Below are 12779 nucleotides of genomic sequence, written 5' to 3' on the forward strand. Positions count from 1 at the left end.
GCTTCAATGTTCTGGCATGTGCGTGTTCGTAACTTCGTTTTCAGAGATGAGATTGTTAACAGGCTTAAAACTTTATTTTAAAACCTATTACACAAAATTGAGCGGGCTGCTATTTATGAAATAGTCACTTGCAAAGGATGATGTTTGGAGCTTGGTATCATCCCCGGCAAAGGGGCTGAATGCACTAAATAAGCTACAATCCAACCAGGATGAGAACAACGGCAATCAACTCTGGGTTGCTGCCATTAAGGCTGATCTGTGTGGGAAGGGTGCAGTATTTGAACAAATAAATAGTTTTGAGACGTATAAGCAGGAAAGTGAACTGCTCTCCAAATACATATGTCTGAATCATTTGCATGACAAGGTTATTTCGGTAAGTTGTAAGCACGAGAGAGATTGGGGCTATCAAAGTGGTAAAAAGATTATGGATCAAGGATAGCGAGTGCAAAACAAGGTGTGTGAAAGTATACTGGAAGCTGCCAGTTTGGACGATTAAGATTCGAAATTGAAGAATTGATCGATAAGGATTCAGACGTGTTCAATTCAATAATTTAGGCGATAAATTACAAAATTAAAGCTCAACATAGGGGAGCCAAAGGACCCTAAATGGATTCAAATCGATCGACAATGTGGAAGCGGGCGGAATCTATGCGGTGGCATATGCTTTAATGGTGCTCAGTGCAAATGGTGACCCCTTTCGGATATGTCGAGGTGGTGCGGTGGTACAGACGATTGATTTTCCCGCGATCATTCGGAGCATTACGATAAGAATTCAGTTGTTGAAGGGGCCTTATGGAGGGAATCTGAAACAGGTGCGAACTCTAAGCACACATGATTTTCCTGGGAGATTCGCACCTCGAAATTTGTCGAAAACGTCCTTTTCGTGACCTTTTGGCAACGAAAATCTGGAATGGATACTGATATTTATAATAAAGATAGATGTTACTTGATAAAGAATGCGGAAATACGTAATATTGATAAGGAAATAAAACATGCATACGTCTTTTTTCGCTGTCGCACTCCGTATGGAGTGCGTGGATTGAAATATCGCCAAGAAAGAGTAAGAATGTTAACGTCACGTCGCACTCCGTATGGAGTGCGTGGATTGAAATTATTCCTGTTGGTGCCCTCTGTACGCCGGGATAGCGTCGCACTCCGTATGGAGTGCGTGGATTGAAATATGAAAAGGGTCATAAAGTCCTTTCCACTGGCGGGTCGCACTCCGTATGGAGTGCGTGGATTGAAATGAACCTATAGACAGTTGGACAGTAAAAGAGTCCGGTCGCACTCCGTATGGAGTGCGTGGATTGAAATTCCATGTGCTCCTTGATGTTTCGTACAAAGTCCAGTCGCACTCCGTATGGAGTGCGTGGATTGAAATTGCGATCTCACGTTGAACTTCGCTGTATGATTCATGTCGCACTCCGTATGGAGTGCGTGGATTGAAATTAATTGATGGCTAGAAAGGGCCATTTGATTTTTAGGTCTCACTTCGTATGGAGTGCCGGGCCATCTTTTTATGGGGCTAATAAGCAAAGCTACGAGAGTTCTCAGACAAAGTATGTATGTGGAAGCAGTCTGGGGCAGAAACAGAAAGACGCATCACTCACCGTGAGAGGAACAAGTAACGACTAAGATGAGTCCAATGATCTAAGGGAAGAAAAGCAACACAGAGACGTGTTGAAGCGAATCTGCATGAATTACGATTATTCAAACTGGAGAACAGTAGAGGAAATGGAACTCTCGACGGAGCATCGGGGACTTACTGGCGGATATCGAGAGTTGCTTCCGTAGTATTATTCCTCAGAATGACTCAAGGCGTTATTATTGACACAGGTGGGCGGGTATCACAAGAAGTCGATATTGCTGTGTGTGATGAATAATATACTCCCTATTTGATTCACTAAATTTTTACTGATTGAAGCAACCATTGTGGACGAATCGGACTAAAAGTAGAACGCGTACGATTCGTATGTTGGTCTCGTTAAAGGAAAATGATGTGGAAAAGGAAAAGTTGAAGTCGATTAAGGATTTGGGAGACTTGTGTTCAGAATAAGACTAGAACTAGATCAACTTAAATCATTCAGGGCTATTAAAGCTCGCTTTACGCAATTAGCGGAGAGCGGGTTTTTTCGTGTTTTGTAAAATAATGTAGAATCCTCTCGAAATAAAAGGGAATATAGCCCAACATAGAGAAAGAATAACACGTGAGATGTAAGTCTTCAGAATCATTTTAATGGACCTGAGGTCTGGCTATGTGAAGCATGTGGAAGCTGTATAGCAGAGGTAGAAAAGGGAGGTAGAGAAATCGTGGAGACATATGTCTTTATTGATGTGTCGAGAAAGCAAGAGTATATTTACCGAAACAAGAGTCTGCGAGACAATCTCATCAGTTCTTATGTGATTAAGACCATTACGGAAATACCCGAAAATACAGATGAAGGCTCTCAAGTAGTTGGATCTTGTGTTATGTTGAAAACATTTCTGGAGATGCATTTTCCAAGGCAATATACTGTGATTTACTCTGGTGGAGGCAACAGCATGCTCCGATTTAATGAGGAAGAGCAGGCAAAGCAATTTAGCAGAGCATATTCGCTAGAAGTGCTACGCAAATATCCTGATATTGAATTGTATATTAGTAAGATGACAGAGCAGGAGCTTCCAGAGGAGAGGTTTTCAGAAGAGAAGTTCCCCGGAGTAACTAAGAAGAATATGAAGGCTATCCGGCAAATACTTAATCATCGTGCTGACCTATTGAAGGATAAGCGTCGAGCCATGTTTCGTCGCTGGAGCTATGGAGTCGAAAAAATTGGCGAGAGTGGCAAGCCGATGGATTGGCTTAACAAACATGAAAATGAGTCTGAATCTGGAGCGATTGCTAAAAAGAATGATCAGGCGTTGAAAAAGGCTCGCCATTTTTTGTTTGGTCGTCTGGAAGAGCGTTTGAAAGCATTGGATGCTAATCATAATTTGGTTCAGATCACAACGGAATTGGCAAGCTACAAAGCCCAAAATGATCAAAAAAGCTATATTGGCATCATTGCCTTAGACGGAAATCGGATGGGTGAGATGTTTCACAGGTTGGACTCTATCGAAGACATGAAGGAGTTCAGCAATGAAATTGAGCGAATTTACTCAGACGCTGTTGCTGGTGCACTCTATCACTATGCTGTTCGCCATAATAAAACGTTGCAGGTTACACCCGTGTTGATGTCCGGTGACGATATCTGTCTGGTTACACAAGCAGAGGATGCGCTGGACATTGCAGCAGACATCCTGAAGCAGCTTCAAGGGTTGTCGTTGGAGGAGAAAGCAAAAAGCGTTCTGGAAAAAGCGATGAATGCGGGGTCAGGCCAACAGTCTGCTCAACAGCCTTATCTTACCGCATGTGCTGGAGTAGCTATAGTCAAAGTTACTTATCCTTTCTTTGATGCCATCAAGATGGCCGAGAAGCTTTGTCATCAGGCAAAAGAGGCTTTGCATCGTTCCACGGAAAATAAAGCGGCTGCGGCATCATTCATTGACTGGGATATCGTGCAAGGTCAAGTGAGTGCCCAGACTGCTTACGAGAAGCGTGTGGCAAGAGCCAGAATGCATGAAAAATATCGTATTAGACCGCTAAGGGTCGATCAGGATGCAGGCATAGACCATGGGGTGTATAGCTACCATGCTTTCCGTGACCTGGTTACTGAGCTACATAGCATGATGAATAAGCAAAATTCGAATGAACAGGATGTTAGTAGTTCTTTTCTTGAGAAAATCAAGAAGCAATTATACAGTGGCTGGGAGAGTTACAGTTTGTTATTCGAGCTGGATCAGACGGGCTCTGGAGATAAGCTATCACAACTCGTGAAAAAGCATTTTGCACAAGATCATCAATCCGTTGATATGGATTCGGATATAGGACGAATCAGAACCAAATATGGGGCGATCATTGAACGTAATGCCAGAGACAATTGCGATGAATATCGATATGTATTGAACGATGTGCTGGAGACGATGGCATTTATCTATGGGAAGGAGGCCGTTGTTCATGGGAAGCAGTAATGAATATGTGCTGGAGCTTCGGCTATTGAGCGAAGCTATCTTTGCCAGCGGGGAGAAGGAGCGGAATCTGGTCCAATCCCGAGCACTTAGCGATGATTATGGATTTGTCTATTTTCATGCCAAGTCCTTAAAGGGGCAACTCAAGCGTCAGGCCCTCTGGTTATTACGGCAATATATTGCCATTGGGAAAGGGAATTATGCTCAGGCATATGATTTTCTCTATTCAATGGATGTCTTGTTTGGCGTCAATACATGGGAGTTGGGAAAAGCTTGGGGCTTAGAGGAATTTATGAGTGGTTATTTGAAATATAGGCAGGCAGAAAAGGGTCTTCGAGGTCAGGGAATGATGAAACTTACTCATCTGGAACTGCCACATGAGGTGAAGGATGCTTTCCGTACGATAATTGATTCCAGTGAATTCTCGATACATGATTTGATATCTGCCCAGACGTATATTCGAACGGAGATACAACTGGAGGAAGGCATTGTTAAAGACAAAATGCTGAACACGTATCAAGCGGTCAAAAAAGGGTTTGTTTTCCAAGCACAAATCTTCTTCGAGGAAGACCCTACTCAAGTGTTACCGGATCTGTTGCGAATTATTTGTTCGCTGGATCGAATCGGTGCTGGTGTTCACCGTGGACGTGGGGAGATCGAAGCTACGCTCCTGATTAACGGGAAGGATGCACGGCAGGAACTACAACTGGGAGGGGGAGCAACGGCATGATGTGGTATCAGGTCATTGAGATTCGGAATCTGGAGCCTTTGAAGATTGGCGCTGGCGGCAATAAAGCCCATTGGGATGAGCCTTGTAAGGACTATATTCCGGGCTCAACCTTACGTGGTGGAGCAATAGCTCGTATGCAGCGTCTGAATCTGTTCGGGGATTCAAAGTCAGTTTTACAACATATGGAATGCTCCAATGCTTACCTTTATCAGAATGGGCAATTGTATCTGCCGTCCCCCCAACATTTACGTATGGACAAGCATGAGTACAGAAGGCAGAGAAGTCTGTTTGACCAAGGATACGTTAATGGAACGGTGGAACTGACTAATTTATATACAGCTGCTACGTCGGAGGAAGTGAATGCGCACAGCCAAAACTTGCCAAAGAACCAGCTTCCGCAGCCTTACGTAACCATTAGGGATGGACACATGGAGGGCATTAGACCAAGCAAAAATTATCGTCTTCATCATAGTTCACTGCTTAACAAGGATCTACGTGAACGAGCCAATCTGTTCAGTTATCAGGCGCTAGATCCTGGTCATATTTTCCGCTCAGTGATTGCCTATAAAGAGGATATCAAACCACAGATGGAGTCCATGTGGGAAGGCTCAGACATTTGGTATCTTGGAGGTTCTAAAGGTTCTGGCTATGGGCGTTGCCAAGTGAATACCATAGGCAATCCAGAATCAGATTATGCAGAGGTTCGACAGCAACTTGGGATCAATGGGCCTAGAAGTGAAGCAGATTCACCTGAGGAAGTGAACGTGCTGACGTTAACCTGCCTCTCTGATGTTATCGTGCGTGGCCGATACGGTGAGCCATTGTCCTATTTGCCGGAGGAAGTTTTGGAGGAATACGGCAATATACAATTAAAACGGGTCGCTGATGGACAAGGTCATTTCGTGCAGACCGGTCTGACAGAAGGATATAATGCGACCTGGAAAGCACGATATCCAAAGGAAACAACCATCAAGGCGGGCTCCGTTATGCGATATTATTTGAAAGGTCAGGTGGATGAACAGACACGGGAAAGAGTAATTGCTGCTCTAGAGCAACATCGATATGGTGCGCGCACACAGGAGGGCTATGGTTGGATTGCCGTCAATCTTCCGTATCCTTCCCGATTACGAGTGCAATCCATTCCAGCAGTTTCGAAAGAGAGTCGAGAACAATCGTCTAAGACACCTACTGTAGATGGTCAATTCGAACAAATAGTGTCTGATGGGAAATCCATTGATACCAAATCAAACTCTAAGGTTGCACCTCATATTGCTGATTCCATTCGATTAATCAGTAAGGGGCTGGGTGACAATCGACAGCACTGGCTGCGAATGCTCTCCAAAAAAATGAAGAACATACCCGCCACAGATGGTTTTGGAGTACTGAAGGTGAACAACCTTAAGTCGCAACATTGCCAGGTTATGATCAAACTGTTGAAACAGTGGCTTCATGATCAGGGTGTGTCGGAGGTTGCTGTTGGCTTAGAAACCAATACGGTTAGCAAACAGACATACCGTCAAAATAAAGAATTTTTCTCACTGGAAGGCGTTCATTTTGATGAGATAATGAAGTTTTTGAAGAATGATCGGGTCGCCCCTGAGCATGAAAAGTTGTCTCGATTGGCAGTTATGAAGCTTAAGAGCAGCCATGGACGAATGTATTATATGGCTGTTCAGACTGCAACTGATTCGATAATAGCTGATATTGCGGAGCAGAAACGTTTTATTGCCGAATTGCTCTACGAGGCATTGTATATCCATCAAATGTCTACCACAGGGGAGGCGAAATTCGAATGAGCACTAGACGACGATTTACCTTCACACTTCGGGCGAAAACGCCGATTCATTTTGGAGGCAATTTGCAGGGGGCATTGTTATTAGATGGAGATGACAAGCCATTTGTTAGTGGCAACAGCATTGGCGGGGCACTGCGAAGTTGGCTAAATGCCAGCAGTGAAGTGATATCTGCAGATATCATGTACTACTTAGGCGGACCGAAGAAATCTATTGATGAGAAAGAAGAATTCGAGGAAAGTCGAGTTTATATTAGTGATGGTCACTTGAAGTTGCCTGATAACCCTTTGGTAATAGATCAAGGTAATGCTGGATTGTTAGCTATGGAAGGAACAGCAGTTGATCCCAAGACTGGATCCGCACTCAACAACCATAAATACACACGTTATGACCTACCGCAAGGAACAGAACTGGTCTTTACGGTCGAATGCGATACAAATCCTGAGGAAACCACATCACCTAAAGAGGCCGATATAACGGATGCAGCGCATGTGAGGCTTTCTTTTACAAAGCTGATCTACACTTGGGCGACAGCGATTCATCGGGGGGAATTACGGTTTGGCGGACAAAAAAGTAACGGTCACGGCCGGTTCTCATTGGAGCATTTAACATGCCGTGAATTTCTTTTCGATAGTTCGGAAGCCCTGGAGCAATTTATTTTTAATCGCCACAAAGGTGAGGAGAAAGATTGTACCGAGGATGCACGGAAGTACGCAGAGTATATCTCGGGCCATCCAACGATTGAACTTAGCTTGAAGGGACACTTCCCCTATGGTGTTTATCAGTCATATACGGATCGGGAACAGAGCAAGGAACATGGAACTCAGGTGACAGGGCTACTACGTAGTGTGGATGAAACCTATTATTTGCCGGGCTCAAGCATCAAGGGGATACTTCGTCATGAAATGAGACGACTTTTATTTCGTATGCTCCCGGATCAGGAGAGGTCTATTGCTGAACGTGAAATACGGGTGGATACACTTTTGCAGGAGTGGTTCGGAAGCCAGGACAAGATAGGATCGGTTATGGTATCCAATGTTGTTATAGATGAAGTAAGTGAAATGAATATTGAACGAATAAATAACCAGAACACCAAACCGACATACAATCGAATTGATCGAATCACTGGCGGTGTCATTGACGGGGCGCTCAAAACGCAGAATGAAGTACGCGGAAATGCGGAGATTCGTTTGGAACTAAGAGTTGGTAAAGACGTTGAGGACGTTAAATACGCTGAGGGCAAGCTGTTCCCACTCATATACTTGTTGCGTAACATCGGTTCAGGGTTACTTCCGCTTGGAGGAAGAACGGTAATCGGCCTGGGACAGTTCGAGGCTAAGGAAACTGAAGTTTATCTTAACGGAGATATACTGAGATTCAGTAATACCGGTCCTTTAGATGAAAAAAATCAAGCTGAGCTGAAAGATTACTATGACCTTTTCGTAGCATTTTTGAATAAAGAGGGGGAAGCTTGAAATGAGGGCTGCATTTGACATTAAGCTTATGCCGGAAAAGCCATTTTCCTTCATTGTGCATTTATTTGATCGGATATTGTTAGGCACAACTAATGATGAGAGGGAATATGGCAAACTGGTTCAAGCGCTGGACGAAGATATGGTGCTTGAAGGGCATTTTTTTGATGGGAAAAGGGAGTTATTCGTTGCGCGGGAGGATGGGCAATTGGTAGCCTATGAGCCGATCATCGTTGGAGATGAAGAGAGCACTGTTATCCAGCGAAGCTACGAGTTGGAGCAGGCTCCCTACAATACGACTGGGTCGGGCAAAGCTAGATATACTAAATTGACTGTATGTGAACGAATCGCCTATGAGGATGATTTGGCTTATGTAGAGCTTACTATGCTGTACAGCTTGGAGAAAGGAGATGCGCAATGAGTGATCACTATGTTAAGCATTCAACAAATAAACGCTCCAACCATCAGTCATCTGGAAGGAAGCCGTGGAACAACCAAAAGAGTGGTCGGGGTCAGGGGAACGATTCAAAGTTGAAGGAGATTACGCTACCTTACGACTTTATCTCCTTACCCAGTACAGATGGTAAACCGGAATACTACTATCCATATCATCGTCGGGATGAAGCCAAAAAGCCACCCCGTCATGATATGCACGAAACCGGGCATCTATCCGGTTACATCTCCTATCAGATCAAGCCGCGCTCGCCACTTGTTCTCGAATTGAGAGAAACATATAAAGATGGCGGGCCTACAGAATATTGGTTGAGCGGCAGCCAGATCCGAGGCAAGCTTCGCTCCAATGTTGAAGTATTGAGTGCCAGCTACCCGGAATTTGTGGATGACAGCGAAATGCTTTATCGGAAAATTAATAAGGGTGAGCGATACAAACAGAAGCTTGGGATCACAGATGATCAGGGGTTAGAGCAAGCGGTAAAGGCAGGATATTTGTATCGTGACAACACAGGCAGTTTCTATATCGTCCCTGCTGTGATGATTGGAGAGAAACATTTTGTGTCCATTCAGGAACTAGATATCATTAATATGAAGAATAATGTGCTGCCAGAAAAAAATAGATTGTTTAATTGGTCTGCTTTGTTTGGGCGTGAGACTATGAAACAGGTTATGACTAAGCTTAGTAGCGAAATTAATAAATTGGATGATAATATTCGTGATTCAAGAAAGAGACTTAAAATTCGTTCAGATCATCCGATTTCCCTCGCTATTCAGGAAGTATTTACAAAGGATTTTGTTTTCACTAAAGTCGCACGTCGAATTAAATATGAGAAAGATGGCATCCAAAACTTAACATCTGAACTGCATTCTAAACTTAGTATTAAGCTTAAACAATACAATACAGAACAACAACTAGAGGAGTTATTTGCTCAGCTCACAAAAAGATGGGCGTTAAAAGCAGAAATGTATCAAATATATGAAGGGAAATCAGTCAAAAAAACAATCTCTCCCTACGATAAAAAGGTCAAGTATGCTCTTTCAGGAAAAAGTGTTACGCGTATTGATCATGCTTCATCTGACGTAGAAGGAGGCATGGACGGTATACTTTTTAACTCTACGAATGCCGGGTCGAAGCGCGCACATTATCTTATAGGAAGAGAGCAGGAAGATGCGGTCAGACTTGATGTTTCAGATAGTTTGATTATTAGTTATACTAAAGCGTTTGAGAGACTGCGTCTGAAGTCGAATGAGCAAGATAAGGACAAGGAACACTATAATTTATTTAAGGCAAAGAGAGACCAAAATACAGAGCCTCAAGTGGTGTTCTACCAGACAAGGTTAGAGAAGCGAGAAGGTAATTCATCGGAGGTTTTAGTTGCTGTCGGCCGCACGCCGTACTTTAAAATTCCGTATGATCACCAGTTGAATAAGCTATTGGGTGACAAAGACGCAGAAGGTATTGACTATGCAAGTGCTCTGTTCGGATTTGTATCCATAGATAGCCGGAAAGATCATGATGAGGCATTGCAAGCTTACAAGTCACGTTTGCGCTTTAGCCCCGTCCGTGTAAGTGGAGAGATTCGTGGACAAGAAAAAAAGTTTTTGTTATCAACCCCACAAGCTTCTGCTGGAGCGATGTACTTGAAGGCTAACGGTAGAGGGATTCCAACTTATGAAGGGCCAGTTGAAACTAAGAACGGACAAGCAAATCGTAATGCACCAGATCCAAGTTTGCGAGGGGTCAAATTTTATCACGTGTTACCCCAGACAATTCCTACGATACCTAAGGGCATTGATGTATCGAGTAGTATGCTGAGTCAACGCCAAGTCTATGATCCATCACAAATATCATTTGATTTTGAAGGGGAAATTCATTTCAAAAACTTAACCAAAGCTGAGCTAGGGCTGCTATTGCTTGCTATGGATATTAAACTCTTGCCCGACGTTACAACTTATAATAACGAAGGAAAACCATACTACGAGCTTATTGGCGGAGCGAAGGCCTATGGTTATGGCAAGGTACAGTTTGAATCGATTGTAGTTTTATTGGAACAGCAAGAAAGTAGTTTCGAGTCACTGGTGATTGAACCGTTCAAGGCAGCGGAAGTTGAGCCTGCTGTCTTTGTAAAGGCATATAGTGAATTGATGAAGAGTGATTCTATTTTGAGACGAGTTGATATCAAGAGGTATGTTCAAAGTAAATTGGAAAGAGAGTTTGAAGCTTCTGATAATAACCATGTGAACTGGAGTAATATGAATGAAGTGAGAGCAAATTTAGGCGAGAAGCAAAGTGGAGGTGGATATCCGACTGATTGGGTATTGAAGTCTACGTGAGATAAAGAGTAGTTTTATAGGCCAAAGAATGAGGTGCGAACCTCAAGCTCACATGATTTCCCTGGGAGATTCGCACCTCGAAAATTGTCGAAAACACCAATTTTGATACCTTTTGGCAAAAGAACAGTTGAGTTTATATGTTGTTGTGGGATATAGTGGAGCTAATATGTGGAAAAAAGTATCGGAAATACGTATTAAGGTGTGCTAAATATAAATTAATACGTATTTTTTCGCTGTCGCACTCCGCATGGAGTGCGTGGATTGAAATCAGTCCCCATCATCTTCTCGGATAAGGGTGTATGGTCGCACTCCGCATGGAGTGCGTGGATTGAAATCAGCAGATAAGCGATATATTCAGGAGCCTTGGCGAGTCGCACTCCGCATGGAGTGCGTGGATTGAAATTAGGTTGTAAAGCTCATACTGAGCCACCAGACCAGGTCGCACTCCGCATGGAGTGCGTGGATTGAAATCAAGTTGCTTACAGATATCCAAATTCAACTTGCTCGTCGCACTCCGCATGGAGTGCGTGGATTGAAATTCAAACCAGCTAATCTGCCAACAAATCTCACGCCGTCGCACTCCGCATGGAGTGCGTGGATTGAAATTTAGTCCAACGTCATGCAGTAACCCGTATGAAGCGGTCGCACTCCGCATGGAGTGCGTGGATTGAAATAACGTGAAAGGTGACGCCGTTTGCTTTGTGATCGAGTCGCACTCCGCATGGAGTGCGTGGATTGAAATACTGAAGGTGATGAACTGGGCATATATCCAACGCGTCGCACTCCGCATGGAGTGCGTGGATTGAAATTCTCCGTTGTGTGTAAACCACATCATCTTACTGCCGTCGCACTCCGCATGGAGTGCGTGGATTGAAATTGCGAATTCAACAATGCCATTGAATAGGATACAGGGTCGCACTCCGCATGGAGTGCGTGGATTGAAATTGATTTGCTCAAACATCACAACCGATGGTTTTCGCGTCGCACTCCGCATGGAGTGCGTGGATTGAAATGTCTGTACAATCGATCTGTCAGAGATACACCCAAGTCGCACTCCGCATGGAGTGCGTGGATTGAAATCCATGGTTTGTATATCCTCCTATTTGGGGAGACGTCGCACTCCGCATGGAGTGCGTGGATTGAAATAGTGGTGGTAACGTTACAGTGAGTGACTATATCGTCGCACTCCGCATGGAGTGCGTGGATTGAAATACGAACATTAACGACTGAGGACGGAGGTTCACGCGTCGCACTCCGCATGGAGTGCGTGGATTGAAATTAATTTCCTAGAATCTGTTTGACCATTGGTCTTTTGTCGTACTCCGCATGGAGTGCGTGGATTGAAACTCTCACTCCTGGAGATATCGGAAACGGGTTTGCTGGTCGCACTCCGCATGGAGTGCGTGGATTGAAATGTCAACTTTATGTAAGAGACGCTCCGCAATATAGTGTCGCACTCCACATGGAGTGCGTGGATTGAAATAGCCCCCGCGTTGCATTATCACGTAGCCGAGTTTGTCGCACTCCTCATGGAGTGCGTGGATTGAAATCTCTGGTTTGTCATAAAAATCAAAACCGTATATCAGTCGCACACCATATGTAGTGCCTCGGGTTAATTACAGATAGCTTGCCGTTAGTTTTGTAATCTTTGATCTACATCAGAATTGGAGTATCGTATGAATAGACAAGCACCTATTTTTTCGCTAGAATACCTCCCGTTACTTATTCGACTTGAATGTAAGGAAACGACACGTTTGCCCGCATTTCTCGGCTCTACGCTTCATGGTGTGACTGGTTGGGCGCTAACTAGGCATTCGGAATCCTATAGGTATATATTCGAGAATCGCCGATGGGGTGGGGCTGTACAGGATATCGTCAACCCGTACATCATTGAGCACCCCGGCCAAAGCCAGTTTATGATAAAGGTGATGCGTTATGCTTCTAGCTCGTCTT

The 12779-nt window shown here is 44.0% G+C and carries 7 protein-coding genes and 2 CRISPR repeat arrays; all 7 genes read left to right on the plus strand.

The window, feature by feature from the left end; genetic code table 11:
* Positions 1-151 precede the first annotated feature (151 nt).
* The 7 genes from MKY28_RS30650 to MKY28_RS30680 all read left to right on the plus strand — a co-directional run bounded on the left by MKY28_RS30650 (position 152) and on the right by MKY28_RS30680 (position 10826).
* A complete protein-coding gene (locus MKY28_RS30650) occupies positions 152-439 on the plus strand; it encodes a hypothetical protein (RefSeq protein WP_340938283.1) in 288 nt (95 codons plus the stop codon).
* Positions 440-1013: 574 nt separating this feature from the next.
* A CRISPR array of direct repeats spans positions 1014-1449; the repeat unit is 33 nt; unit sequence GTCGCACTCCGTATGGAGTGCGTGGATTGAAAT.
* 861 nt (positions 1450-2310) lie between these two features.
* Positions 2311-4047 (plus strand): Cas10/Cmr2 second palm domain-containing protein, encoded by a 1737-nt coding sequence (locus MKY28_RS30655; protein ID WP_340938285.1) that lies wholly within the window; start codon positions 2311-2313, stop codon positions 4045-4047.
* Positions 4034-4774: a hypothetical protein gene (locus MKY28_RS30660; RefSeq protein WP_340938287.1), complete on the plus strand. Its 741-nt coding sequence runs from the start codon at positions 4034-4036 to the stop codon at positions 4772-4774. The genes MKY28_RS30655 and MKY28_RS30660 overlap by 14 nt, the downstream gene beginning before the upstream one ends.
* A complete protein-coding gene (locus tag MKY28_RS30665) occupies positions 4771-6570 on the plus strand; it encodes a hypothetical protein (RefSeq protein ID WP_340938288.1) in 1800 nt (599 codons plus the stop codon). Before MKY28_RS30660 ends, MKY28_RS30665 begins: the two co-directional genes overlap by 4 nt.
* Positions 6567-8042: an RAMP superfamily CRISPR-associated protein gene (locus MKY28_RS30670; RefSeq protein ID WP_340938290.1), complete on the plus strand. Its 1476-nt coding sequence runs from the start codon at positions 6567-6569 to the stop codon at positions 8040-8042. Before MKY28_RS30665 ends, MKY28_RS30670 begins: the two co-directional genes overlap by 4 nt.
* Position 8043: 1 nt before the next feature.
* Entirely contained in the window at positions 8044-8460 is a 417-nt protein-coding gene (locus MKY28_RS30675; RefSeq protein WP_340938292.1) for a hypothetical protein, read from the plus strand.
* A 110-nt stretch (positions 8461-8570) separates the two neighbouring features.
* Positions 8571-10826, plus strand: coding sequence for a hypothetical protein (locus MKY28_RS30680; RefSeq protein ID WP_340938293.1), 2256 nt, complete (start codon positions 8571-8573; stop codon positions 10824-10826).
* Positions 10827-11061: 235 nt separating this feature from the next.
* Positions 11062-12376: a CRISPR direct-repeat array (repeat unit 33 nt; unit sequence GTCGCACTCCGCATGGAGTGCGTGGATTGAAAT).
* Positions 12377-12779: the final 403 nt, after the last annotated feature.

Source organism: Paenibacillus sp. FSL R5-0473, from assembly GCF_038004565.1.
Lineage (GTDB): Bacteria > Bacillota > Bacilli > Paenibacillales > Paenibacillaceae > Paenibacillus > Paenibacillus amylolyticus.